This window comes from Chromobacterium haemolyticum, assembly GCF_009936155.1.
GTDB lineage: Bacteria > Pseudomonadota > Gammaproteobacteria > Burkholderiales > Chromobacteriaceae > Chromobacterium > Chromobacterium haemolyticum.
Genome location: NZ_AP019312.1, coordinates 4,996,361 through 5,019,459, shown reverse-complemented (window position 1 = coordinate 5,019,459; position 23,099 = coordinate 4,996,361). Strand labels below are relative to the sequence as shown.

The window sequence follows — 23,099 nt, the reverse complement described above, 5'->3', positions numbered from 1 at the left end:
CGTGTCCGGAAAAGCCCTTGCAAAACAACAGGCCGCCGGTGGGCGGCCTGCTGGGGAAGGGCTGGGTCGCTTGCTTGATTCAATCGATTTTAGAACCGGTCCTCAGCGTCGCGGCAGGGCGGCCAGGCCGGCGGAGCTGTTCAGGAAGCCGTACACCTCGTCCGCCAGCACTTTGTGGGTGCGGGTGGTGGGGTGCAAGGTGTCCCAGAACACGAAGCTATCCGGATTCACGCAGTTGGCGCGAGGGCTCTGGGCGCTCAGGTAGTTGGTGCTGGAGTCCGCGTTGATGTTGAGGCAGGACTGGGTGACGTTGTTGAACTGGTAGGCGGCGGGGTTGCCCAGCACCTTGTTGAACAGCGCGTAGCTGTCGAACACGTTCAGCTTGAGGCCGCTGCCGTATTTGAGGCGCAGCTGGGCGGCCAGCGCGTTCAGGCGCTGGTTGTAGTCGCGCACCTGGACGGCCACCTGGGCCGCGCCGGACTTGAACTGGAACACCGGCGCCCGCGACACGTCGGGCAGATTGAGCACCAGGATGTTGCGCGCGCCGGCGTCTATCAGGCTGGTCAGCGCCTGGCTCTGGCCGCTGATCACCTTGTCCACCGAGTTGTTGTAGTTCACGAAATCGTTGCCGCCGATCAGCATGGTGAACAGCGTGGTGGCCGGATCGTAGTCGCGGGCCTGCTTCATGTAGTCCTTCCACGACTGCACCTGTTGCAGCACGCCGGGGATCACCAGCTTTTGCGTGTCCACGCCGGCGCCGCCTATCGCCCAGTTGTACACCGGCAGCTGCAGGCGGCCGGCCAGATATTCCACCCACACCTGGCCGTTGCTGAAGTGGCCGAGGAACCAACTGTTGCGGTTGGGCAGCGTCCACATGGAGGCGTTGTAGACGTTTTGGTTGTCCGACAGGCTATCGCCGAAGGCGACGATCTTGTTGATGCTGGAACCCTGGCCGGCCTTGTCGTTGGTCCATACCGTGTAGTTGAACGACAGCTGGTTGTCGGCGGCGAAAACCATCGCCGGGTTCTGCTGAATGCCCTTTTTCTGCAAGGTGCCGCGGCAAACCGATTGCAGCGTGCTTTGCGCCACGTCGGTGTAGTACATGTTCTTCCAGTCCAGCGCGCTGCTGGACCACCAATAGCCGTTCAGGCGGTAGTAGTCGCCGCTGCTGGGGTCCAGGCCCCACACGTAGTCGGTGGTGGGTCTGGCGGCGTCGCCGGTGCGGTAATAGCAGCGCAGATAGGTATAGGTGGCGGGGCCGGGCACCGACATCAGCTCGATATTGGCGTCGCCGCGCGCGGCACGGCTCATGGGCGCCGGCGGGGCCGTCTTCAGCAGCTGTTCGCGGCTGAGCGGGCCGGACGAAGACAGCACGTGGCTGTAGCGAGGGTCGGGCTGAACCGGTTCGGCGGTGGCGGAGTGGCTCAGCGGGATCAGGGCAAGGCCCAGCAATAGCAGCGATTTCATTGTTGTCTCCTCGTGTGGGGCGCCGTCAGGCGACGGCGCGAACGCATGGACCGCGCCGTTGGCGGCGCGCGATCCGCGTGCCGTCTAGGCTAGCCAAGAAAAATGAAAATTTCATGCAAATGGAATGATTGCTCTATTTCTGGGCGCTCGACTGTCGTATTGCTGCCAGCGCAGCAAAGCCGCATTGATATGCCATATTGAAATCATTCGGCCTGAGTCGCCGCGGGAGCGCTTGCAGATATCGCTCTAGCGGCCGGGCCCCATCGGCATGCGGGGATGAAAGATGCGACAAGCGCGGGAGCTTCTGAAAACGCTGTACACGATGGCGATGATGGTGGAGGCGCGCGATGCTTATACCGGCGGGCATTTATGGCGGGTGTCGCGCTTGTGCTATGCGCTGGCCGATAAGCTGGGCCTGCCGCAGTCCGAGGTGGAGCGCATTGCGCTGGGCGGCTTTTTGCACGACCTGGGCAAGGTAGGCGTGCCTGACGCGGTGTTGAACAAGCCGGACAAGTTGAGCGACGCCGAGTACGAGGTCATCAAGACCCATCCGCGAGTGGGCGCCGACTTGCTGAGCGATCATCCTTTGGCTGAGTTGGCGCTGGACGCGGTGCTGAGCCACCATGAAATGCCGGACGGCCGCGGCTACCCGCAGGGATTGAGAGACAAGGAGATACCGCTGGCGGCGCGCATCGTCGGCATCGCCGACGCCTTCGACGCGATGACCAGCACCCGGCCGTATCGGCGGGGCATGCCCAAGGAGCGCGCGCTGGCCATCATACGGGAGAATCTGGGCACCCAATTCGACCGCGAACTGGGCGAACGTTTCATCCAGTTGGGCGAGGCTGGCCGGTTCGATCACGTCATCGGCCATAGCGAGCCGGGCATTCCCTTGCAATGCTGCGCGGGCTGCGGCCCTATCATCGCCGTGCCGCGAGGGACGGCCGACGGCGAGGAGATCTTCTGTCCCAGCTGCGCCGGCGGCTACAGGCTGACGCGGCGCGGCCCGCTGCTGGAACTGGCCCCGTCAGGCCATTCCAACCCGGTGTTGGCGCGCCAGCCGCGTAGCGACCCAGGGCTGATAGACGATTTGCTGTTGGGCGCCGAGCAGTTGTTGCAAACGCGCAAACCCAGCCTGCTGGAGCGTTTGTTCGGCTAAAGGGGCGTCGGCGCGATCCAGCCGGCGCAAGGGACATGACAAGCGTGCTCGCGCACTTGCGCGGCAATACCAATGGTATAAGCTGCTTAAGTCCCCAGACGGACCACCCGCCGACGCTGGGCGCGGCAGCGGTCTATGCCGGGCATCCCTCTTCCTCTCGCTTGCGCCCGCGCGCCGTCCGTCACGCCTGGGCCTATAGGAGCTTGCATGCATCAGCTCGATCCCGCTCTGGCCGTTTGGCTGGAGGAGTACAACCGCGAATTGGCCGAACTGGTGGCCAAAGGCTACAAGGCGACGTCGATCGGCGCGCGCGAAGCGTTAGCCAATCTGACGAGACAGATGGTGACGCCGGGACCGGACATCGCTTGGGTCAACGACGACCTGGTGCCTGGGCGCGATTTCACCGTGCCGGTGCGCATCTACCACCCGAACCCGCAGCGCGCGCTGCCGGTGCTGGCGTTTTTCCATGGCGGCGGACACATGGTGGGCAGCGTCAGCGTTTACGATCCGATTTGCCGGCGGCTCGCCGCCGCCAGCCAGCACGTCGTGGTGGCCGCAGACTACCGTTTGGCGCCGGAAAGCCCCTACCCGGCCGGTTTGCAGGACGCGGCCGTCGTGGCCAAGGGCTTGTGGCAGGCGCTTGACGCGCGCGGTCTGCCCTATGCGCGCCAGCTGTCGCTGGCCGGGGACTCCGCCGGCGGCGCGCTGACGTCCAGCCTCAGCGCTTTGGGCCAGTACGACGCATCGTTGCGGATCAAGCGCCAAGTGCTGATCTATCCCAGCGTCGACTACACCTTGAGCCAGCCGTCGGTGGATGAGAACGGCGAAGGCTATTTGCTGACCAAGGCGCGGGTGGCCTGGTATTTCGATAACTACTTCCAGCACGCGGAGAACCGCTTGCTGGCCTCGCCGCTGCATGGAGAGTTTAGCCGCAAGCTGCCGCCGACCTTGCTGGTGTCGGCCGGCTTCGACCCGCTGCGCGATGAGGCGTTTCTCTACGCGGATAAGCTGCGCGCGGCGGAGGTGGAGGCGGAGCACCTGCACTTGGAAGGCATGGTGCACGCCTTTCTCAATCTGGAGGCCATCGTGCCGGACGTTTGCCGAGAGGTGTATCAGCGCATCGGCGTCTTCCTCAACCGTTGACGCTATTCAATGCTTGCCGCGCTTTGCGGAACGCAGAACCGCCGCCGGAGAGCCCGAGCGGCGGTTTTTTTGCGGCCGAAACATGCCGTTGTACTGACAGGCGTCGCTTATGGCGGGGTGCGCGTCGTCAGCATAATGGCAAGCGTGACGGAGCGGGGAAATTCAATAGTTTTCCGGGCAGAAGTGGCGTTCCACCAGTTCGATCAGAATATGCAACACCTTGATGTGCAACTCCTGCACCCGGTCCGCAAACTGGCCGCCGGGCGTGTTGACGTAGACATCGGCCAGCGGCTCCAGCCGCGTGCCGGCGCGACCGGTGAGGATAATCACCTTGACGCCCATTTCGCGCGCCACCTGCGCGGCGTTGACGATGGTCTGGCTGTTGCCGCTGGTGCTGATGCCGATCAGCACGTCGCCGGCGCGAGCGTGGCTTTCCAGATAGCGCGAAAACACGAACTCGTAGCCGTAGTCGTTGGCCACGCAAGTCATGTGGCTGGGATCGGAAATAGCGACGGCGGCCATGCCGCGGCGGTTCTTGCGGTAGCGGCCGGTCAACTCCTCGGCGAAATGCATGGCGTCGCACATAGAACCGCCGTTGCCGCAGGAAAAAATGCGTCCGCCCGCGGCAAGGCTGGAGATGAGGGTTTGCGCCGCCGCGTCGATGCTGGCCAGCGCTTCCGGGTTGGCCAGAAGATCGGCCAAGGCGGTTTGCGCTTCGACCAGGCTGGCTTCGATGTGTTGAATCATGGTGGTGTCCGTTTCATGCGGTGCGGCAAAACCGCAGTTTACACCCGCAACGTCGGGCTCAGAACCTGTTTACGCTCTCGCGAGCAAGAGCGGGACTAGGCGAAAACGATTAAGAAAGCGGAACGCTCGCGCATTTCGGAGCGGCACTCACCGTGTGACGCTACGCGCTGCGCTGCGGATCGCAAACCGGTTCTTAGCCAATCTGCCGTCCAAACCAGACCACGCGGCCGATGACTTCGAACTCGCCGGTATTGCGCTGCAAGTCCACGGTAAAGGTCTCGTACAAGGGGTTGGCGCTGCGAACCTGCACCGCGCCGCCAGGCAAACGTTGTAGCTGCTTGACGAAGATGTCGTCGCCCATGCGGATCACGTAAAGCCCTTCGCCGGGAGAATGTTCGGCGGTGTTGACCAAGATGGTGTCGCGGTCCTCCAGCACGCCGCTCATGCTGTCGCCCTTGACGCTGATTACAGCCAGATCCCGTGCGGAGGCATTCAGGTGGTTCTTGATCCAGTATTTTCGGAACGCCATATAGAACATCGGCGCTTCTTCACTGGCATTGGAACCGAAACCGGCCGAGGCTTTCAGGTTATAGCGCGGGATAAAACAGAACTCCTCATGAACATTGTCCGGTACAAAACAATCCGGATCTCGTTCTAGTCGGATGGACGCGCCGGGCGGAGGGGCTGCGTCGTACTGCGGGCCGCTGCCGTGCAAAAGCCATTCCAGCCTGCAGCCGCTAGCCTCCGCGATCTTGCTGGCGGTTGCCGCGCGCGGCACGCCGCCGTGATACCACATATTGGTGAATGAACCTTTGTTGATTCCAATGCGGGTTGCCCAGGCGTAGGGCTTCTCCGCCCCAATCAGCAGTTCCAGCCGCTGCTTGAAGTCACTCTGTTCCAAGTTTTTTTCCATGTAGAACTCCATTTGGCGTGCGAGGCCGGCGCCACGGCCCGGTCAAATGCCCTGTACAAAAGGACAGGTAGTGACATCGTACTAATTGATCAGTTTTATGTTTTGAACTAAAATAGCACTTATGAACTCAAGGAAAGTTCAAAAAAAGTCAGCCCCAAGCAAGGCATCTGCCCAAGTACCTGCTGACGTGCTCGATTTCAATAGAATTCATGGGCTTGCCAGTGTTTAGAACGGCAGTTCTAAATGCGAATGGCTTGCCTAGTCTTGATTAATTATAACTCATTTAGAACTTATCGTCTTTGTCCCGTGATTTCAAGGAGATTTCCGCGATGACCGTAGCCAATATCGCCCCGGCCCTGCCCGAAACCATGCGCCTGGTGGCTGAGCTGATCGGCTTGCCGCGCACCTTGCAACTGGTGCAGGCCTTGGGCGGCACTACCTTGCCCATTTCCAAAAACCAAAGCAAGGCGGGCCAGTTGCGCTTCGCCGCGTTAGTGGAAGTGATAGGCGAAGACGCCGCCGCCAGCCTGACCCATCACTTTGGCGGCGACATCCTGTACGTGCCGCGCTGCAGCCAGGCCTTGCGCCTGGCGCGCAATCAGCAGTTGTTGAATGACTTCGACCAACTGCTGGAGCAAGGTCTGGGCGCCAACGAGGCGGTCAGCGTGCTGGCCATCCGCTTCCAACTGAGCGACCGCATGGTGTGGCGCGTGCTGAAAACGCCTAGTCAAGATCTGCATTAAGGCTATACGCCGCTTCCCCTCTCTTCCGATCTCTCCTGTTTGTTTCTAGCCGGTTCCGTCCACGCTTGGCAGGGCTGCGCGCGCGCCGCGCATGACGGCCGGCCAATGTGCCACGTTTCGTCAACAACAAGGAGTCTTCATGGCCAGCAGAGCTATTTCCGACCTGCATCCGCAGTTGCAACCCTTGGCCGAGGCGTTTGTACGGCGCTGTCGCGACGCCGGCGTGGAAGCCTTGATCACCTGCACCTGGCGTTCCGGCGCGGAACAGGACGCCTTGTTCGCTCAGGGCCGTTCCCGGCCTGGGCCGAAGGTGACCAACGCCCGTGCGGGCCAGTCCGCGCACAACGCCATGTTGCACGGCAGTCCGGCGGCGCGAGCTTTCGACGTAGTGCCGCTGATCGGCGGCAAGCCGGTCTGGGACGCCCACCATCCGCACTGGCAGGTGATGGGTGAGATCGGCGCTGCCTTGGGCCTGAACTGGTACGGCAGGGCCGACGCGCCGTTCCGCGAGTTTCCCCACTTTGAGTTGAATTCGACCAGCCTCGACAAGGAGAAGAAATGATGCGTCTGTCCGATTTGCTGACCCGGCCCGGTGGCCGCCGGCTGAGCCATTCCCGGCTGTGGGCGAACATCGCTTGCGCGGCCGCCACGCTCTTGTTCGTGGTGGAAGGGCTGCGCGGTACCTTGGGCGCGGATATCTGGTTGATTTATCTAGGTATCGTCGGCGGCTACTCCGCCGGCTTGCGTCTGATCGCCGCCTGGCGGGATCGAGGGGGCCGCTGATGGGGCCGGGCTTCGCATGGCTGAAATTGGGGGGCTGGCTGCTGCCGCCCTTGTTGGCGGCGGGCCTGGCCTATCCGCTGGGGCTGCGCCACGGCGCGGAGGGCTGGCGCGCGCGCTTGGCCGAACAGCGGGCGGCGGATCAAGGCCGTCAGGCCGCCGAGGCCGAGCGCGCCCAACGGCAATTGCAGGCCGCTTTGCAGCAGCAGCAACGTTTGAGCGAACTGCTGGGCCGGCAAGAAGCGCGCTTGCTGAGTCAACAACAGGATCTGCAGCAGCGGCTGCAAGACCAGAAACAAAGGATCGAATATGTCGTGCAACAGGATGGCGGCCGCTACGGCGGCCTTGGCCCTGACAGCCTGCGCCTCTACCGGCAAGTCCTCGGCTACACCGCCGCCGCAGTGCCCGCAACCGACCCCGTATCTATTGCAAATCCCCATCAAGCCGCCTCCGCCGGCGCCGGGCTACCGGCAGCAGACCTCCTGGCCCACGCCGCCGATTACGGCGCCTGGTGCCAGCAGCTGGAACAAAGGCTGACGGCGCTCGGCGGGCTGTTTACTTCCGAAGGACCACAACCATGAGCGATTTTTTCGATCGGGCCAGCGAACTGGAAACCGAGTTCCGCGAGCAAGCGATTGCCCGCCATTACCAGCAGTTCGACCAGACAGGCTACAGCCACTGCGAGGATTGCGGCGACCCCATTCCGTCCGCGCGACGGGCGATCATGCCCAGCTGCACCCGCTGCGTGATTTGCCAACAACTGGCCGAAGGCTGAAAGGCGGGTTTCACGTGGAACATGACAATCTGATGGCCCTGGGCCGCATAGAAGGCAAGCTGGACATGATCGTGGCCCACCTCGCCAAACAAGACAAAAAACTGGAAGAGCTGGACAGCCGCCTGCGCGACGTCGAAGTCCAGGCCGCGCGCAGCGGCGCCTTGTCCGGCGCGGTGTCCGCGCTGGCGGTGACGCTGCTGGGCGAGTTCCTCAAGCGCTTGATCCACTGAGAGCGCAAACAGCTTTGGCGCAAAAGCCGCGCGTGCATTTCTACGCCGGTTCCAAGTTATTTTCCTCCCCCGCCCACGCGCTGCGGATCGGTAACAGCGTCCAAGGCGCGACGCCGATTCTTCCTCGTATTCAATCAACCCAGAGAAGGATAGCCAGATGTCGAACACGACTGTCTGCATCAAGCCGCAATTCCAGGTCAATGTCCTGGGGCAAGCGGAGACCAATCCCGTACGTATCGAAATGAATCAGTGCTGCTGCGACGACGGCGCAAACTCGGGCGCTTCGGTTCCGAGCGGCGCCATCCAGTATTTCGCCCGCAAGGAAGCGCCGGCGGGCTGGATCAAGGCGGATGGCTCGCTGGTGTCCAAGCAGCAATATGCCTCTTTGTATCAGGCTATTGGCGATATGTTCGCCAACAAGGAAATGGACACGGACATCCAGGCGCTGCTCAAGTTTGACGATCGCAACAAATTGATTGATCTGATCAGCGGCAAAGAGGCGGTGCTGGTAGGCGCCGCGAACCTGAGTTCCGAGCAAAGCAAATTCGGCAAAACCAGTTTGCAGACCAAGGCCAAGGGCCATTACGCCCGCTTCACCGTGCAAAGCAAGTTCAATCCGGACGCGTTCACGATTGAAGGCTGGCATTACCCGATGTTCACCGGTCATCCCAACTGGATTTTCGGCATGAACGCCTCGGCGCCCTGGGGCGAGATCGGTCTCGGAATCCATTCGCAGACCAAGGCGCCGATGGTTTGGTTAGCCGGTCCCGGTTCCGGTTTTATCTGCGAAGGCGTACAGGGCCAGGCCAATGCGTTTTCTGAGGCCCGCTGGTATCACATCGCGCTGTGTTACGACGGCGCGACCTATCGCCTGTTTGTCGACGGCAAGCTGGCGTGGAGCCTGAAGACTGAGCTGAAAGTCAATATTCCGGACAATACCATCGTGTTCTCGGTGGATGGCCACGACCCGATTTACGCCGACTCCGCCGGCGGCTACTTCCAGGATTGGATGATTTCCAAGAAGTGCCGCTACCAGGCCGAGTTCACTCCGCCGGGTGAACAAACCGGCTCGTCCCGTCCGGAAAACACCGAGCTGTTTCAATTGCCCGATCTGCGGGGCGAATTCATCCGTGGTTGGGACGATGGACGTAAGGTTGATGCAGGTCGGGTATTAGGTTCGGCGCAAGCATCGACGCAAGCACTAGTGGACGACGATGTTGCTCTGGCGGTTGGAGTCATCGATCGCAAGAGCAATAACTTGCTTGAGTTGGGGTATGAGCCGGCCACTTCCTCATCCGTTCAAGTTCACAAGCTCACTCCTAGTGGCCAAGCGGTGGGCGATGCCCAATCGCTCCGATCCATCCGTCCTCGCAACCTCGCCCTGCTGGCCTGCATCAAGGCCTGATCCACCTCGGCCGCGCCCGCGGCCGCAAACTCCCACTGACATCGCTCAGCTAAGCCCAAAACCGCGGGCGCGAGACAATAGCCGTATCGATAAACCGCTGAATCATTGAGGAAATCATGTCCCAGCTGATCCAACTGCAAGACGCCATCGCCGACCGCCTGCGCCAGGGCCTGGGCCGCATGGTGCGCGAAGTGGCGGCCGACCTGGACGAAACCGGCCTCTGCGGGCTGGATCTGGCGCAAGGCCGTCACCAAAGCCGGCTGACGCCGGCGGCGGGCAGCCCGGGCCTGAATCCGCAGGCGCTGGCGCGTTTGCCGGCCTTGTGGACCGTGGCCGGCGGCGTGACCGCCTGCCAGCCTTCGGCCAGCCAACGCCAGCGCTACAAGGTGCAGGCCCGCTTCACCGTCATCGTCGGCGACCGCCTCCAGGCGGATCGCGGCTACGCCGGCGCCGGCGTCTGGCAGCTGGTTTACGCGGTGCGTCGTTTGCTGGCGGCCCAGGATTTCGGCCTGGCGGTGTCGCCGCTGATTCCCGAGCAAGTGCGCCCGCTGGGCCAGGCTCAGCGGGACGGCGAGCCGTGGAGCCTGGTGGCCTGCGATTTCTCCACCCACTGGCTGGACGAGGCGCTGGACAACGGCCACTGGCCGTCGCCGCAGGGCGAGGCCGATCCGGACCAGGTGTTCGCCCGCTTCGGCGGCCGACTGGAGGGCCCCGCCGCCGAATGGCGCAGCACCCGGCTGGACTACAGCCTGGACGGCCAGCCGGGCGTCAAGGCCCAGGATGTCGTGCTGCAGCCCAAGCCGCCCCGCATTTGATTTTTCGCAGTATCCCGCCGCGCCGTCCGGCGCGACGACTTTCCCCCAACCGCATCAATCAGGAGCCCATACTCTATGGCCAGCCCCAACATCAGCTTCGACCAGATTCCGGCGTCCATCCGCAAGCCGGGCAAATACTTCGAGTTCAACACCAAGCTGGCGGTGCGCACCCTGCCGGGCAATCCGCAGCGCGTGCTGGTGATCGGCCAGCGTTTCGCCGACGCCGCTCAGCCGGCTCTGGCCGCGCTGGACGTGTTCAGCGACGAGCAGGCCGCCCAGGCTTTCGGCCGCGGCTCCTACGCCCATCTGTTGGCCCGCGCCGCCATCAACGCCAACCCCTATCTGCAACTCAGCGTGATCGCGGTTGACGACGCGGACAGCGCCGCCGCCGCCGTCGGCACCTTCACCTTCACCGGCCCGGCCACCGGCGCCGGCGTGGCCAGCCTGTTCATCGGCGGCCGCCGCATCGACGTGGCCGTGGCCGCAGGCGACGACGCTACCAAAATCGCCGCCGCCGCCAAGGCCGCCGTCGACAAGCTGGCGGATCTGCCGGTAACCGCCGCCGTCGCCAAGGAAGTGCTGACCCTGACCGCCCGCCACAAGGGCGCGGCCGGCAACGCCATCGCGCTGAAAGCGCAGGAGCAGATCGCCGGCCTCGGCATCACTGTGGCCGCGATGAAGGGCGGCGCAGCCGATCCGGACATCGCTCCGGCGCTGGCTGCCGTGGTCAGCGGCGGCCACCACATCGTGGTGAACCCGTTCAACAACGACGCCGCCTTCACCGCGCTGCGCACCCACCTGGACTTCGTGTCCGGCCCGATGGAGCAACGCGGCGCCATCGGCGTGGTCGGCGCCGTCGGCGCGCTGGCGGAAGTCAGCGCCATCGCCTCCAAGCTGGCCAGCGGCCGCGTCAGCGCCGCCTGGTATCGCGGTTCCGCCAAACTGCCGGGCGAACTGGCCGCCGCCTACGCCGCGGTGATCGCCAGCGAGGAAGATCCGGCCCGTCCGCTGAACACCTTGGAACTCAAGGGTCTGGACGTGGTGGAACTGGCCGCCCGCACCAGCCGCACCGAGCAGGAAAACGCCCTCTACAACGGCGTGACCCCGCTGGAAGTGGGCCCGGGCGAGCGCGTGCAGATCGTGCGCTCCATCAGCACCTACACCAAGGACGCGCAGGGCGTGGACGACGTGTCGCTGCTGGATCTGACCACCATCCGCACCCTGGACTACGTGCGCCGCGCCTGCCGCGAACGCGTGGCGCTGCGCTTCCCGCGCGAGAAGCTGTCCGACCGCACCCCGTCCAAGGTCCGTTCTGAACTGCTGGACGTGCTCTACAAGCTGGAAGAGTTGGAAATCATCGAGGCGGTGGAAGCCAACAAGGACGGCCTGATCGTCGAGCGCGACGCGCAAGACGTGAACCGTCTGGACGCCAAGATCCCGGTGGACGTGGTCAACGGCCTGCATGTGTTCGCCGGCCGCATCGATCTGCTGCTGTAAGCGGCGCTGGGTAAACACGCGGGGTGCCGCGGCGCGCCGTCTTGCCCCTGCGTGCTTACCCGAGCGGGCCTAGTTTTCCCCGTTAACGCTTGACCCGGCGGCCCGCCGCCAAATCGGCAGGGCCGTCCACATGAAACCGAAAAGGACATTCACATGGCTTTGAAAGAATACGCAGGTTCGATCGTACTGGAAGTCAACGGCCAGGAAATCGACGTCATCGATCTGAACGTCAGCAGCAAGACCGGCCGCAAGCTGGTGAAAACCATGAACAGCAGCGGCCGCGCTCGCGGCTTCGCGCGCGGCATCTCGGAATACGAGCTGTCCGTCACCGTCTCCATCCCGCTGTCCGGCGAACTGGACTGGGAAGCGATCGAAGGCGCCAAGTTGACCGAATTCCCGGTGGCGCCGGGCGGCAAGCGCACCAGCTACCTGGATTGCTTCACGTTGGAAGTGGGCGAGAAATACGGCGTGGAAAGCGAAGCGCGCCGCGATATCAAACTGCTGTCGCTGCGTAAAGTTCAGGAGTGAGTTCAAGCTTATTTAATCGGTTGATTAAATAATGAACGGCTGGATGTGGAGCGTTGGTTAACAGGAAGCATCTGGCCGTCTTCTCATATATTCCCGCCTTGTCGCCTCAGAAAATCATATGAGCGAATGCGCAGTTTTAAGCTGCGGTAAAACATCAGTGTATTTTGACAGGTATAGAGTCTTATCTGATGAGTAGTTGATTTCACGGGGCGGTGAAGCATTGACCTGGAGCAGTTATGCTTAAATTAAGCCCGGAGCAGTTGAAGAAGCTAGAAGAAATGGCCGCCAGGAAAAGAGGGAATTATGCGGATATATACTCTTTTCTGAAGGGTGCGGTTGCAGAAAAGATGAAGCAAGAAGCGCATCAAAGCGCAGTGCTGCCGCATGAGAAAGCCAAGGCAATCAAGCGTTCGCAGGAGCTGGATGGGCTGTATCTATGGCTGTCCGTGGCGGAGTCGACCAATGGCGGGACTGGCGATGTTTATGACTCTTTTCTCCGTGCATCAACCAAGAATTTAATGAAGAAGCATGGGAAAAAGCCATATTCCGATGCGATTTACAATCAGGCCTCAAATAAGCTCGCCAAAGAAATGATCCCCCAGATCCTCAAGGATCAGGGAATGGATGTCAAAAAAATAGTGCAGGCGGACGCCAAAAATTTTACCGAGGCTTTTGACTTGCCGGAGGGCAGCTGGCCTGGAACCGCTTTCGATACATTTGCTTTGGGTGGAGACCATGTGTCTCTGCCCAAGGATGGCAAGATCGGCCTTGCCAGCACGCTGTTGAATGCTGCGGAAAGCTCGATGGATGTGGTTGGCGGCAAAGTCAGCGAAATGACCGATCCGCTCGAAAAGAAAGTCACAGAATCGCTGGCGGGCACGGGACTGGGGTTATACGACAAATTCTTTGGCGACAAGAAAAGTCAGGAGCCTGCACGTCCGAAAAAACCAGCGCCCCAAAAACTTCCCACCCCAACCAAGACTCTTGAGAACCTGCCCGCAGGGCAGAAGAAAATCAAGCTGGAACAATTAAGAAAGAAGGTGGCCAGCAAGCAGGCGATTCCCGATGCCGCGACATTGGCGGCATCGATTCTGGGGAAAGAGGCGGTGCCGGGCTCATTGGCAAAACTGATTCCCAAGCTTCCCGCCATGATGCCTGGCACGGCAATGGCCTTGAGCGCGACAAACGATGTTATCGCGTTTGGCGATCATGTCATTAATGGCCGATTCCACGAGGCAATGACCGAGGGTCTTGGCGTTGCGGCTTCAATGAGTGTTGGGGGTAAAGCTGGAAAACTGATGCAAGGCGCTGTTGCGCAAAGGGCCGCGGAAGCCATTGTGGGCAAGGCTGCGGGGGATAGTGTCAAATTAATTGCCCAAGGCTTGACCGGTGGAGATTACGTTAATAAATGGGGTCCTCCTCGCACCTTGCCTAATGATGTCGATTTGAAAAAAACCTTGGAGGATAAGAACGGCCAAGCCTATTCCGCGGTGGATGTCGATGGCACGGGGGTATTCTCTTGGTTTGCGCATAATGATCGTAGCGACTTGATGGGCGCGAGATATACGGAAGTCATGGTCGGAGAGAAAATAGCCGAGCTGAACAGAGATTATATTAAGTCCGTTGAAAAAGAATATGCGGCAAGGGCAAAGCAGGAAAAGGAAAAGCAGGAACAGCGAAAGGCTGCCAATTTGACTCCCAAAACCAGCGCGCAGACCACGCCTAAAGAGGCTGCGAAAAAAACGGCGACGGATAAGCCGCGTACCACATCTAAAAGTGCGCAGCCAGCGCAAAAGCCAACAAAGAAAACGACGGCTGCGGCTGGCGCAGTTCTGTCTGGGGGCGAGGATGCCCAGTCTAGTCCCGTCGCGATGGATGCATTGGCTTCGGCATCCCCCGCACTATCCAATACCAGCATGCCCGGCGGTCCAAGCGCCAATGCTTCGAACGAGCAGTTGCTGATGGTCATGTCGCAAATCCAGGCCAGTTTGAGCCAGTTGGTCAGCCATCTAGCCCAGCCCACCAATATCACCGTAGACGTCCAAAACGGCAATATCGTCGCCGCCGTCAACGCAGCCAATAGCCAACAACAAAGGAGAAGCTGATGTTCAATCTCAGTCTGTTTGCCGGCTCCGCCGCCGGCGCGCTGGTGGACGCCAGTTTCCGCGGGGTGCGCTTTGAATGCCTGCGCAGCGTGGACAGCGCCCAGCGCGACCAGGCGATGCACGAATACCCCTATCTGGACGGCGCAGACGTCGAGGACCTGGGCCGCAAGGCGCGCAAGGTGTCGCTCAGCGTCTTCTTCTGGGGCCGCGATTATCAGCAGCGGCTGCGCGACTTCGTCGCCGCGCTGGACCAGGCCGGTCCGGGCGAACTGATTCACCCGGTATTCGGCAGCATGCCCAAGGCGCAGCTGCTGGATTACCAGATCAGCCACGAAGCCGACGCGCCGGACTCCTGCACCGTGGAAGTGAACTGGGTGGAGGCCACGCCGGGCAATCCCTTTTTCGCTAGCCAGCAGCCTTTGCAGCAGGTGGAGGCCATCAGCGCTTTGGCGGCCAAGGCGCGCAGCCTGGGCGGCGAGGCCTTCGCCAAGGCTCAGGGCCTGCTGCAAAACGCCAATACCGCGCTGACCCGGCTGGGCGCGCTGCGCGTGCGTTTGAGCGATACCGTGCGGCAGCTCGCCGGCATGGCGCAGCAAGGCATTGCCCAGGTGGTGGACTTGCTGGCCTATCCGCAGGCCTTCATCGGCCAGGTGACGTCCCTGGTGGACGAGGTCGCCAACTGGCGCTTCGGCGTCAAGCTGGAAATCTGGCCGGGCCTGAAGTGGGAGGCGGAGGCCAAGCTGCCGCAGGCCACTCTGGCCGACTGGAACGCGATGAAGGACAGGCTCAACGGCGTGTCCAAGAAAATCGGCCGCGCGTCGGACAGCTTGAGCCAGGCCGGCAAGGCGCTGGAGGTCTGGACCGAGGACGAGCTCCGCATCGACGCGCTGCTCAAGCTGACCGTGTCCACCTCGATGGCGAACGCCGCCGCCGATCTGTTCCGCTCGGAAGCCGCGCAGCCCACGTTGACGCCGCCGGCGCTGGAGCAAGTGGCCGGTGACGTGCGCGCCACCTTGCAGCAGACCATAGAGCAATGGCGCAAGGCGCTGCCGGGCGAGGACGCGCGCCAGGTGATTGAAAGTCTGCGCGATCTGGGCCTGCAGGTGCAACGCAGCGCCGCCGGCCTGGTGGCCGCCAAGCCGCCCTTGATCACCCGCAAGGTGGAATCCGCCGCCAATCTGCGCCAGCTGGCCCACCTGTGGTACGGCGACAGCGGCCGCGCCGCCGAGCTGCTGCGGCTGAACCCGCAGCTGGCGCACCCCAACCATCTGCAAGCAGGAGAGCTGATCCATGGCTACGCCCGCTAAGACCGTCTCGGCCAATAACGAAGTCAGCCTGGAAATCGCCGGCAAGGCGCATCGCTACTGGACCCAGTACAGCATCGACTCCGATCTGACCGTGGCCGCCGACGCCTGGCAGGTGTCGTTGGGCCTGCCCGGCGGCGAGGTGCCGCCGGCGGTGGAGCCGGGCGCCGAGGTCAAAGTGCTGGTGGGCGCGGACGTGGTGCTGCAGGGTCGGGTGGACGACATCAGCCACAGCATAGGCGCCGGCAGTCACCAGCTGACGCTGTCGGGCCGGGATCTGGCCGGCATGTTGCTGGATTGCAGCGCGCCGCTGCTCACCGGCAAGGGCATGACGCTGAGCGATGTGTTGGAGAACGTGATCAAGCCCTTGGGCGTCAGCCGTTTGCGCGTGGACGCCAAAGGCAAGGGCCAGATCGAGAAAATCAGCGTGGACCCGGGCAACAGCGCCTGGGACGTGCTCACCCGCGCCGCGGCGGCCAACGGCCTCGCCGCCTGGTTCGATCCGGACGGCACCCTGGTGGTGGGCGGCCCGGATTACAGCGCCCCGGCCAAGGCCAAGCTGATCCTGCGCCGCGACGGCAAGGGCAACAATGTGCTCAGCCTGGCGGAAACCCGCTCCCACGCGCCGCGCTACTCGCAACTGACCCTGCTGGGCCAAGGCCACCGTCAGGCCTTGACCCCGGGCAGGCACGATCTCAAGCATCAGTCCGCGGACCCGGACGTCCGGTATCACAAACCGCGCATCGTGGTGGAGCCGGATGCCGCCAATCCGGCGGAACTGGCGGCGCGCGCGGACAAGATGCTGGCCGACGCCCGGCTGGCCGGCTACACCCTCAGCGCCACCGTGGCCGGCCATCGCAACAGCGCCGGCGAACTGTGGACTCCCGGCCAGCGCATCCAGGTGGAAAGCGAGCCGCACGGCATCAAGGGCGGCACTTATTTCCTGATGGCGCGCACCTTCAGCGGCGGACGCGGGCAGGGCTGCACCACCCGGCTGACGCTGAAAGAGGACGGCCGCTGGCTGCCGGCGATGCGCAAACGCTGAAACAAAGAAAGGTTGAAACGATGTGGAATGACGTAGACCAGAGAATCCGCCGCGCCTTCAGCAATGTGCGGCAGGGCTTCCGCGCGGTGCTGACCCGCGTGGACAGCGCCGGCGACGTGCAAACCGTTCAGGCCGACGCGCTGGCCGGCGAGCAGCTGCAGGACGCCGAACTGTTCCAGCACTACGGTTACAGCGCCAATCCGCCGCCGGGCAGCATGGCGGTGGTGCTTCCCCTGGGCGGGCGCAGCAGCCACGGTGTGGTGATCGCCACCGAACACGGCAGCTACCGGCTGAAACAGCTCAAACCCGGCGAAGTGGCGCTGTACAGCGACGAAGGCAGCAAGATCGTGCTCAAGCGCGGCCGCTTGATTGAGGTGGAGTGCGACACCTTCAGCCTGCGCTGCAAGAACTGGCAGGTCAACGCCAGCGAACAAGCCAGCTTCACCACGCCCACGCTCAGCACCAGCGCGCAACTCGTGGCCCAGGGCCAGATCAACGGCAACGGCGGCATGGCCATTCAGGGCGGCAGCGGCGCCAGCGTCAAGGGCAGCGTCACCGTCAGCGGCGACGTGGTGGCCGGGGGCAAGAGCCTGGTGGGCCACCAGCATAACGGTGTGCACGGTACGACCAGCCCGCCGTTGTAACGCGACGTTTTCGCCGCCAGGAGTGCCGTTGATCTTGCCCTGGCGCACGCCTGCCGGCACTGACCCGCTTCCCTTATCCCCAACCCTTTCAAACCCGGAAAATAACGCCATGGACCCTCTATTGGACCCCATTACCGGCGATTACGCCGGCTCCACCACTGATACCCTGGCCAACGCCGTCTACCTGAGGCTGATGACCCCGCTGGGCGGCTGGTGGGCCGATCCCGAACTCGGCTCCCGCCTGCATCTGTTGTCGCGCAGCAAGGACAGCAGCCAGATCGATCTGCTGGCCTGCCAGTACGCCGAACAAGCCCTGCAACCGCTATTGCGCGACGGCCGCGCCCGCCGTGTCGGCGTTGAGGCGCAGCGTCCCGGCAGCGGCCGTTTGCTGCTGCTGGTCGAAGTGGAAGAGGCCGGCGGCCAGACCCGACATTTCCAACACCACGTGAGGATAGCCTGATGCCCCTGTCCACCCCGGATTTTGAAACCATACGCGGCGCGCTGCTGCGCGATCTGCAAAACCTGCGCGCCGACGCCGACGTCGGCCCCGACAGCGACTTCTACGTGCGCGCCAGCTCGGTCGCCAGCGCGGTGGAAGGCTTGTACCAGCATCAAAGCTGGATTGCCCGCCAGATCTTTCCCGACAGCGCCGACCGCGACTATCTGGAACAGCACGCCCGGGTGCGCGGCCTCAGCCGCAAGCCGCCGGTGGCGGCCAAGGGCTTGCTGCAATTGGGCGGCAACCCAGGAGCCAGTTTCGCCGCCGGCCTGAAAGTGCGGCTGGGCGAACAACTCTACACCACCCAGGCCGGCGGCCAGCTGGACGTGGACGGCCGGGCCCGCGCGGCGGTGGCCGCCGATCTGCCCGGCCTGGCCGGCAATGTGGCGGCCGGCACGGTGGCCGAACTGATGGCCGCGCCCAGCGGCCTGGCCAGCCGCGTCAGCTTCGTCAACATGGACGGCGGCGTGGACGAAGAGGACGACGCCGCCTTGCTGGCGCGGCTGCTGGAACTGATCCGCCGTCCGCCGGCCGGCGGCAACCGTCACGATTACCGGCGCTGGGCGCTGGAAGTGCCGGGCGTGTCCGCCGCCTACGTCTACCCGTTGCGCCGCGGCCTGGGCACCGTGGACGTGGTGATCACCGCTCAGGATAGCCTGCCTTCGGCCGACACCCTGGCCGCGGTGCAAGCCCATATCGAAGACCTGCGCCCGGTCACCGCCAAGAACTGCCTGGTGTTGGCGCCCACGCCGCGGCCGGTGGACATCGAAGTGGCGCTGATGGTGGACGGCACCACCGTGCAAGCCGTCACCGAACCGCTGCGCCAAGTGCTGGCCGCCCATTTCTCCAGCCTCGCCCCCGGCAGCAAACTGTACAAGAGCCGGCTGGAAGCGTTGATCTCCGACCTGCCCGGCGTGGTGGACCGCCAACTGCTGTCGCCCGCCGACAATATCGCGCCGGCGGTGAATGAGAAAACCGTGGAATGGCTGCGTCTGGGCAAACTCACGGTGAGGGGGATGCAATGAGCCCGCAAACCCCGCATAGCGAATTGCTGACGCGTTTGCTGCCGCCGGTCAGCTACAGTCCGGACGGGCCGCGACTGCAGGCCGAGCTGGGCAGCGAAGGCGCGGCGCTGGACCGGGTGCAGAACAGCGCCCGGCAGTTGGTGGGCGCCACCACGCCGCTGCTGGCCGAAGGCCTGCTGCCGGACTGGGAGCGCGTCTGCGGCCTGACCCCGCCGACGGACGCGCCCTACCAGCAGCGTCAACAGGCGGTGCTGGCCAAGCTGGCGGAAACCGGCGGTCTGTCCATTCCATACTTCACCCGGCTGGCGGCCGGCATGGGCTACCGCATCGCCATCAGCGAGCCGCAGCCCTTCCGCGCCGGCCTCAACCGCGCCGGCCAGCAACTGTGGACGGCGGACATCCCCTGGGTGTGGCAAGTCACCGTGTTCGGCGCCAAGACCCGGCCATACTTTTTCCGTGCAGGTCAATCGTTGGCCGGGGAACGCCTCACCACCTTCGGCGACCCGCGGCTGGAAGATCTGTTCAAGGATCTGAAGCCGGCCCATACCTACGTCTACTTCGCCTACCAGCCTTAAACCGCGCCTCACGCGGACCTTCCCGTCCTTTCTCCCTTCCCCTCACAGCCCCGCCCCGGCGGGCGGGAGCCTGTGCTCTTTCTCTTCCTTCAGGAGCGCTCCATGCAAGACCCCCAATCCACGGCAAACCCCGATCAAAACAAAGACCTTGCGGCCGACCCCGCGCCGGTTCCGGCGTCTTCGACCTTCGATACGCAGCAGGAGGTTTGGGCGCGCCTAGGCAGCCAATCCCAGCAAACCCCGACCCTGTCCTGATTCATTCACTGTTTTTTGGAGAGACTGATGAAAGATGTCATCAAGCCGGTTCCCACGCCGGACACCCTGTTTCACGACGGCAACCCCAGCAGCGGCGAGCTGGGCACCATTGTCGGCGCCGACTGGCTGAACAATGTTCAGTCCGCGGTCATCGCCAGCCAGGAGGAGCTGTTGACCGTGGTCAAAAGCAGCGGCCAGAGCGCGGACCCGGCGCGCAAGGATCAGTTGTTGCAGGCGGTGAAGCAGATCGCCTGGGGCGGCGCCAGCAAGCCGACCACGCTGGCCGGTTACGGCATCACCGACGCGATGAAAATCGACGACTGGGGGGTAAACGGTTACAAGGAGCTGCAGGTGGGCCCCGGCCGCGAGTTCGCCGACATCGCCAGCGCCTGGAACAGCCTCAACGGCAAAACCCTGAAGACCGACGTGCTGATCAAGGTGGACGACGGCCAATACATCTCGACAGGCATTGGCTTGGGCAACCAGCCCTTCGCCAGCCGCATTCGCATTCGCGGCAATATCGCCAACCCCTCGGCCTGCCAGATCCGCTTTGTGGCGGGTGCGGATAAGAATAGCCATGGCGTGGTGTTTACCAATGCCCGTGGTGTCGAGTTCTCCGGCTTTCACCTGATCGGCGAGGCCACCGAAGGCAATTGGACTCACCGCTGCCTGCATATCGGCGAAGGTTCATGGGTGTGGGGGGCGGAAAATTCTTTGATCCTGGAGGGGGCGGGCAGCGGTCTGCAAGTGGAGCAGAACTCCCGCTTCAGCAACAGCAAGTTGAGGGTCAACAAGGTTAAGGAATGGGGCGTTGTCGTTGGCGGAGGGTCTCACTGCGAGCTGCATTACGTGAACATCGTCGGCGAGGGCAAAAACTTTCTTACCAAAGTACCTGTTCGACTCGATGCCAATGAGCGCAGTGCCTACCCGCATGGGATGCTGTGTGCGGATACCAGCCGTGCGTGGGTCACCGAGGGGCGGGTAACCGGGGTACGATTTGGCTTTGCCACCGCTCGCAACGCGTATCTCTGGTGTGATGGCAGTGTGGTGGAGCAATCCGGGGTTGGCTTCGAGGCGCATTCCGGTGCTGTGATATGGAATCATGGTTCCGGACCGGTGCCGGCTTTGCCGCAGGGGCGGCGCGGCAAGGCGCTCACTTGCGATACCGGCTTTCAAGCGGTTTGGGCTGGGGTGATTTACGCGCCGATGGCCATTGCGGAAAACTGCAACAATGGGTTCAGAGCGCTTTGCGGAACGACCATGGTAATTAATGGCGGTTGGGCAAAGAACTGCCAGGTCGGGTTTGAGACCTACAGCACCAGTTATTTGGAGGCCTACGACACCAAGGCCGCATCGACCGGTTGCCCGACGGTATATTCGCCGGCTACCAGCGGCGTGGCGGGCAATGCCAACAGCGTGCTCAGCTTCAGTTAAATCAGCCAAGCGCACGCCAGCCGCATCCTTTCCGGATGCGGCTTTTTTACGGTCAGCACCGGTGCTGCCAAATGCCGGCTTTTGCGCTAATCTCCGCCCCCCGGTCCGCCGCCGCCTTGACGCTCCAGCCATCCCCCCTTACTCTCGCCCTTGCGCTGTGACAATCCACAGCCGCGGGACTGGGAGGTCCTACTTTAGTGTGGTAGCAACCGATGGCCAGCGGTTCGCTACGTCCATGCGTCTGCCGCAAACAGGGCAGGCCATGGCACTGAGTCCCCGCAAGGGGGCTGCCGTGCGCACTGCGGTCCTCCCACTTTGTCATGAGCCTGCCCACGCCTTCCGCGCGTGCCGCGCAGGCATCCTTAAGCAGATGTTTGTGGAGGCCATAATGAATATATTGAGTTTCTGCCAGCCGCACCCTTGCCATACCCGGCCCGAGACACCGGAGGGCCAGCCATGAACGCGCCCATCGCCAAGCCGGAGTTGTCACCGTTGCAGCGCCTGCATGAGCAGATCAAGCAGCTGCGCATCGTTACCGCCGGTCAGGACGAGACTTACGCTCTGGTCAAGCTCATGGAGCAGCGCTATCTGCAGGCCGATGAAAGCCTGACCCAGGGCATCGTCCACGTCCACGCCGCCAACCAGAGTCTGCATGCATTGATGGCGTTGCTGCAGGACAGCCAGGAGGACAAGCACGTCAACTGCCAGCAAATGGCGGCGCTGCTGGAGCCCATCCGCCAGGAGTTGCAAGCCGGCTTCGAGCAGATTTCTGATGTGATATAAGGCGCCGCGCCGCGGCGACAAGCGCGGCGCTTCGCCTCCGGCGCACTGACACCCGTCCGCTGCCGCGACCGCCGCGCTTCCCGCAAAATCCCCTCCAATCCTTTCAGTAACGACACCTGTCATCGGCCATGGCCGATTCTTTATTTCCGCGGGAGGCGATTCCATGCAAGAAGCACTCAAGCCCATCAACACGCCGGACACTTTGTTTCACGACGGCAACCCCACCACTGGCGAACTGGGCACCATTGTCAGCGCCGATTGGTTGAACAATCTGCAGCAGGCGACGCGCTCAGCCCAAGAGGAGCTGATCTCGTTGATCAAGGACAGTGGGCAGACCTTGGACGCCAACCGCAGGGATCAACTGCTGCAGGCGGTGAAGCAACTGGCCTGGGGCGGCAATAGCAAGCCCACCACGCTGGCGGGCTATGGTATTGGCGATGGCGCCACCAAGGCGGAAGTGTCGGTCAAGGCCGACAAGGCCAGCACCCTGGCGGGTTACGGTATTCAGGATGGCATTACCGTGGGCATGTTGCCGCGCCGCAACCTGCTGGCGGATGGTGGCCGTTTCTTTGATCCGTTCACGCCGGAGGGTATTGTGCAGGCGAGAACCAATCCGATCACGGTTCCGTTTGCTATGACCATGCACATGGCGTCATATAGTCAAAGTGCCAACTCGGTGGGGCGCTTCATTCACGATAATGGCTCGTTTGAAGGTCCCGGCCCGAAGTTGGTGCAACCGGTGCTGGATTTATTGGACCGCTTAGGGCGTGAGCGTGAGCAAAAACGTTATGGTTTTGAGTTTCATATCGCGGAACTGCGTTGCGGGGCATTGACTTATTCGCCGGGAGTGTTCGATGGCAAGAATATGGCGATAGCGATGGCCTACGGGGTCGGCACTGAAGGACCGATCACGTTTATGAGCTGGCTGCGTTGTATCAGTGGCTCTATTTACTACGACTGCGGACAGTATCGCAATGGCAAGCCCATGGAGAATAAGCGCATCACGCCAAGCGATGGTTGGGTGCATATGGCTGGGGTGACTGATTGGGGGCGAGGCTATAGCAACAGCCATATTTATGCCGAGAATAACTCGATCTTCCAGCTGGCTTTGCCGGCGGCCTTGTCCGGTAATCATCTCGGTTACGTACACAAAGCGCCGATCGCGCCGTAAACAATCTTGGTTTCCAAGCATGGCAATCCTGCGGGGTTGCCCTTTTTTTGCCTGCTT

26 protein-coding genes are annotated in these 23,099 nt (G+C 62.7%); 23 read left to right on the top strand and 3 right to left on the bottom strand.

What is annotated here, in order from left to right; translation table 11 throughout:
* Positions 1 to 102: 102 nt before the first annotated feature.
* Complete coding sequence (locus GYH29_RS23260; RefSeq protein WP_019101573.1) at positions 103 to 1,467, bottom strand: SGNH/GDSL hydrolase family protein; 1,365 nt, start codon at positions 1,465 to 1,467, stop codon at positions 103 to 105.
* A gap of 283 nt (positions 1,468 to 1,750) precedes the next feature.
* Here GYH29_RS23260 and GYH29_RS23255 point away from each other — a divergent pair, with 283 nt between their 5' ends.
* Together GYH29_RS23255 and GYH29_RS23250 are read left to right on the top strand one after the other, a co-directional pair.
* Positions 1,751 to 2,626: an HD domain-containing phosphohydrolase gene (locus GYH29_RS23255; RefSeq protein ID WP_019101572.1), complete on the top strand. Its 876-nt coding sequence runs from the start codon at positions 1,751 to 1,753 to the stop codon at positions 2,624 to 2,626.
* A gap of 207 nt (positions 2,627 to 2,833) precedes the next feature.
* Entirely contained in the window at positions 2,834 to 3,769 is a 936-nt protein-coding gene (locus tag GYH29_RS23250; RefSeq protein ID WP_043589241.1) for an alpha/beta hydrolase, read from the top strand.
* Positions 3,770 to 3,931: 162 nt separating this feature from the next.
* Here the strand turns inward: GYH29_RS23250 and GYH29_RS23245 are convergent, their stop codons facing one another.
* Together GYH29_RS23245 and GYH29_RS23240 are read right to left on the bottom strand one after the other, a co-directional pair.
* Entirely contained in the window at positions 3,932 to 4,516 is a 585-nt protein-coding gene (locus tag GYH29_RS23245; protein WP_043589243.1) for an SIS domain-containing protein, read from the bottom strand.
* Positions 4,517 to 4,709: 193 nt separating this feature from the next.
* Positions 4,710 to 5,429: a S24 family peptidase gene (locus GYH29_RS23240; RefSeq protein WP_043589245.1), complete on the bottom strand. Its 720-nt coding sequence runs from the start codon at positions 5,427 to 5,429 to the stop codon at positions 4,710 to 4,712.
* A 329-nt stretch (positions 5,430 to 5,758) separates the two neighbouring features.
* On the opposite strand from GYH29_RS23240, the gene GYH29_RS23235 reads away from it, so the two are divergent.
* From GYH29_RS23235 to GYH29_RS23135, 21 genes are all read left to right on the top strand, one after another.
* The gene (locus GYH29_RS23235; RefSeq protein WP_019102031.1) at positions 5,759 to 6,172 is read left to right on the top strand and encodes a Mor transcription activator family protein; all 414 of its coding nucleotides are present in this window, start codon (positions 5,759 to 5,761) and stop codon (positions 6,170 to 6,172) included.
* 139 nt (positions 6,173 to 6,311) lie between these two features.
* Positions 6,312 to 6,734, top strand: coding sequence for a M15 family metallopeptidase (locus GYH29_RS23230; RefSeq protein ID WP_019102032.1), 423 nt, complete (start codon positions 6,312 to 6,314; stop codon positions 6,732 to 6,734).
* A complete protein-coding gene (locus tag GYH29_RS23225; protein ID WP_227105798.1) occupies positions 6,731 to 6,955 on the top strand; it encodes a hypothetical protein in 225 nt (74 codons plus the stop codon). Before GYH29_RS23230 ends, GYH29_RS23225 begins: the two co-directional genes overlap by 4 nt.
* Positions 6,955 to 7,533, top strand: a complete 579-nt coding sequence (locus GYH29_RS23220) for a hypothetical protein (protein ID WP_052051851.1) — start codon at positions 6,955 to 6,957, stop codon at positions 7,531 to 7,533. Before GYH29_RS23225 ends, GYH29_RS23220 begins: the two co-directional genes overlap by 1 nt.
* Entirely contained in the window at positions 7,530 to 7,727 is a 198-nt protein-coding gene (locus GYH29_RS23215; protein ID WP_043589247.1) for a TraR/DksA family transcriptional regulator, read from the top strand. Before GYH29_RS23220 ends, GYH29_RS23215 begins: the two co-directional genes overlap by 4 nt.
* A gap of 14 nt (positions 7,728 to 7,741) precedes the next feature.
* Positions 7,742 to 7,957 (top strand): hypothetical protein, encoded by a 216-nt coding sequence (locus GYH29_RS23210; RefSeq protein WP_019102036.1) that lies wholly within the window; start codon positions 7,742 to 7,744, stop codon positions 7,955 to 7,957.
* A 157-nt stretch (positions 7,958 to 8,114) separates the two neighbouring features.
* Positions 8,115 to 9,362, top strand: coding sequence for a tail fiber protein (locus GYH29_RS23205; protein WP_019102037.1), 1,248 nt, complete (start codon positions 8,115 to 8,117; stop codon positions 9,360 to 9,362).
* 116 nt (positions 9,363 to 9,478) lie between these two features.
* Positions 9,479 to 10,177: a DUF1834 family protein gene (locus GYH29_RS23200; RefSeq protein WP_161524468.1), complete on the top strand. Its 699-nt coding sequence runs from the start codon at positions 9,479 to 9,481 to the stop codon at positions 10,175 to 10,177.
* A gap of 75 nt (positions 10,178 to 10,252) precedes the next feature.
* Entirely contained in the window at positions 10,253 to 11,674 is a 1,422-nt protein-coding gene (locus tag GYH29_RS23195; RefSeq protein WP_161524467.1) for a phage tail sheath C-terminal domain-containing protein, read from the top strand.
* A gap of 153 nt (positions 11,675 to 11,827) precedes the next feature.
* Positions 11,828 to 12,202, top strand: a complete 375-nt coding sequence (locus GYH29_RS23190; protein WP_019104097.1) for a hypothetical protein — start codon at positions 11,828 to 11,830, stop codon at positions 12,200 to 12,202.
* Between the two features lie 236 nt (positions 12,203 to 12,438).
* The gene (locus GYH29_RS23185; RefSeq protein WP_161524466.1) at positions 12,439 to 14,307 is read left to right on the top strand and encodes a hypothetical protein; all 1,869 of its coding nucleotides are present in this window, start codon (positions 12,439 to 12,441) and stop codon (positions 14,305 to 14,307) included.
* A complete protein-coding gene (locus GYH29_RS23180) occupies positions 14,307 to 15,614 on the top strand; it encodes a DNA circularization protein (RefSeq protein WP_019102039.1) in 1,308 nt (435 codons plus the stop codon). The genes GYH29_RS23185 and GYH29_RS23180 overlap by 1 nt, the downstream gene beginning before the upstream one ends.
* A complete protein-coding gene (locus tag GYH29_RS23175) occupies positions 15,598 to 16,656 on the top strand; it encodes a phage baseplate assembly protein (protein WP_019102040.1) in 1,059 nt (352 codons plus the stop codon). The genes GYH29_RS23180 and GYH29_RS23175 overlap by 17 nt, the downstream gene beginning before the upstream one ends.
* 20 nt (positions 16,657 to 16,676) lie before the next feature.
* Positions 16,677 to 17,300, top strand: a complete 624-nt coding sequence (locus GYH29_RS23170) for a phage baseplate assembly protein V (protein ID WP_081575098.1) — start codon at positions 16,677 to 16,679, stop codon at positions 17,298 to 17,300.
* 109 nt (positions 17,301 to 17,409) lie between these two features.
* Positions 17,410 to 17,760, top strand: coding sequence for a phage GP46 family protein (locus GYH29_RS23165; RefSeq protein WP_019102042.1), 351 nt, complete (start codon positions 17,410 to 17,412; stop codon positions 17,758 to 17,760).
* The gene (locus tag GYH29_RS23160) at positions 17,760 to 18,824 is read left to right on the top strand and encodes a baseplate J/gp47 family protein (RefSeq protein ID WP_161524465.1); all 1,065 of its coding nucleotides are present in this window, start codon (positions 17,760 to 17,762) and stop codon (positions 18,822 to 18,824) included. Before GYH29_RS23165 ends, GYH29_RS23160 begins: the two co-directional genes overlap by 1 nt.
* Positions 18,821 to 19,399: a YmfQ family protein gene (locus GYH29_RS23155; RefSeq protein ID WP_161524464.1), complete on the top strand. Its 579-nt coding sequence runs from the start codon at positions 18,821 to 18,823 to the stop codon at positions 19,397 to 19,399. The genes GYH29_RS23160 and GYH29_RS23155 overlap by 4 nt, the downstream gene beginning before the upstream one ends.
* A 102-nt stretch (positions 19,400 to 19,501) precedes the next feature.
* A complete protein-coding gene (locus GYH29_RS23150) occupies positions 19,502 to 19,654 on the top strand; it encodes a hypothetical protein (protein WP_019102046.1) in 153 nt (50 codons plus the stop codon).
* A 27-nt stretch (positions 19,655 to 19,681) separates the two neighbouring features.
* Positions 19,682 to 21,088: a hypothetical protein gene (locus GYH29_RS23145; protein ID WP_161524463.1), complete on the top strand. Its 1,407-nt coding sequence runs from the start codon at positions 19,682 to 19,684 to the stop codon at positions 21,086 to 21,088.
* A gap of 456 nt (positions 21,089 to 21,544) precedes the next feature.
* Entirely contained in the window at positions 21,545 to 21,871 is a 327-nt protein-coding gene (locus tag GYH29_RS23140; protein ID WP_019100230.1) for a hypothetical protein, read from the top strand.
* A 163-nt stretch (positions 21,872 to 22,034) separates the two neighbouring features.
* On the top strand, positions 22,035 to 23,042 hold the full coding sequence (locus GYH29_RS23135) for a hypothetical protein (RefSeq protein ID WP_161524462.1): 1,008 nt from the start codon (positions 22,035 to 22,037) through the stop codon (positions 23,040 to 23,042).
* The last annotated feature ends 57 nt before the right edge of the window (positions 23,043 to 23,099 follow it).

What these genes read in the sequence shown, in the direction of transcription:
- GYH29_RS23190 (WP_019104097.1), top strand. Translation starts at nt 11,828, where the DNA reads ATGGCTTTGAAAGAATACGCAGGTTCGATCGTACTGGAAGTCAACGGC.
- GYH29_RS23215 (WP_043589247.1), top strand. Translation starts at nt 7,530, where the DNA reads ATGAGCGATTTTTTCGATCGGGCCAGCGAACTGGAAACCGAGTTCCGC.
- GYH29_RS23235 (WP_019102031.1), top strand. Translation starts at nt 5,759, where the DNA reads ATGACCGTAGCCAATATCGCCCCGGCCCTGCCCGAAACCATGCGCCTG.
- GYH29_RS23155 (WP_161524464.1), top strand. Translation starts at nt 18,821, where the DNA reads ATGAGCCCGCAAACCCCGCATAGCGAATTGCTGACGCGTTTGCTGCCG.
- GYH29_RS23230 (WP_019102032.1), top strand. Translation starts at nt 6,312, where the DNA reads ATGGCCAGCAGAGCTATTTCCGACCTGCATCCGCAGTTGCAACCCTTG.
- GYH29_RS23165 (WP_019102042.1), top strand. Translation starts at nt 17,410, where the DNA reads ATGGACCCTCTATTGGACCCCATTACCGGCGATTACGCCGGCTCCACC.
- GYH29_RS23150 (WP_019102046.1), top strand. Translation starts at nt 19,502, where the DNA reads ATGCAAGACCCCCAATCCACGGCAAACCCCGATCAAAACAAAGACCTT.
- GYH29_RS23180 (WP_019102039.1), top strand. Translation starts at nt 14,307, where the DNA reads ATGTTCAATCTCAGTCTGTTTGCCGGCTCCGCCGCCGGCGCGCTGGTG.
- GYH29_RS23175 (WP_019102040.1), top strand. Translation starts at nt 15,598, where the DNA reads ATGGCTACGCCCGCTAAGACCGTCTCGGCCAATAACGAAGTCAGCCTG.
- GYH29_RS23185 (WP_161524466.1), top strand. Translation starts at nt 12,439, where the DNA reads ATGCTTAAATTAAGCCCGGAGCAGTTGAAGAAGCTAGAAGAAATGGCC.
- GYH29_RS23245 (WP_043589243.1), bottom strand. Translation starts at nt 4,516, where the DNA reads ATGATTCAACACATCGAAGCCAGCCTGGTCGAAGCGCAAACCGCCTTG.
- GYH29_RS23195 (WP_161524467.1), top strand. Translation starts at nt 10,253, where the DNA reads ATGGCCAGCCCCAACATCAGCTTCGACCAGATTCCGGCGTCCATCCGC.
- GYH29_RS23240 (WP_043589245.1), bottom strand. Translation starts at nt 5,429, where the DNA reads ATGGAAAAAAACTTGGAACAGAGTGACTTCAAGCAGCGGCTGGAACTG.
- GYH29_RS23250 (WP_043589241.1), top strand. Translation starts at nt 2,834, where the DNA reads ATGCATCAGCTCGATCCCGCTCTGGCCGTTTGGCTGGAGGAGTACAAC.
- GYH29_RS23160 (WP_161524465.1), top strand. Translation starts at nt 17,760, where the DNA reads ATGCCCCTGTCCACCCCGGATTTTGAAACCATACGCGGCGCGCTGCTG.
- GYH29_RS23170 (WP_081575098.1), top strand. Translation starts at nt 16,677, where the DNA reads ATGTGGAATGACGTAGACCAGAGAATCCGCCGCGCCTTCAGCAATGTG.
- GYH29_RS23140 (WP_019100230.1), top strand. Translation starts at nt 21,545, where the DNA reads ATGAACGCGCCCATCGCCAAGCCGGAGTTGTCACCGTTGCAGCGCCTG.
- GYH29_RS23255 (WP_019101572.1), top strand. Translation starts at nt 1,751, where the DNA reads ATGCGACAAGCGCGGGAGCTTCTGAAAACGCTGTACACGATGGCGATG.
- GYH29_RS23225 (WP_227105798.1), top strand. Translation starts at nt 6,731, where the DNA reads ATGATGCGTCTGTCCGATTTGCTGACCCGGCCCGGTGGCCGCCGGCTG.
- GYH29_RS23135 (WP_161524462.1), top strand. Translation starts at nt 22,035, where the DNA reads ATGCAAGAAGCACTCAAGCCCATCAACACGCCGGACACTTTGTTTCAC.
- GYH29_RS23205 (WP_019102037.1), top strand. Translation starts at nt 8,115, where the DNA reads ATGTCGAACACGACTGTCTGCATCAAGCCGCAATTCCAGGTCAATGTC.
- GYH29_RS23145 (WP_161524463.1), top strand. Translation starts at nt 19,682, where the DNA reads ATGAAAGATGTCATCAAGCCGGTTCCCACGCCGGACACCCTGTTTCAC.
- GYH29_RS23200 (WP_161524468.1), top strand. Translation starts at nt 9,479, where the DNA reads ATGTCCCAGCTGATCCAACTGCAAGACGCCATCGCCGACCGCCTGCGC.
- GYH29_RS23220 (WP_052051851.1), top strand. Translation starts at nt 6,955, where the DNA reads ATGGGGCCGGGCTTCGCATGGCTGAAATTGGGGGGCTGGCTGCTGCCG.
- GYH29_RS23260 (WP_019101573.1), bottom strand. Translation starts at nt 1,467, where the DNA reads ATGAAATCGCTGCTATTGCTGGGCCTTGCCCTGATCCCGCTGAGCCAC.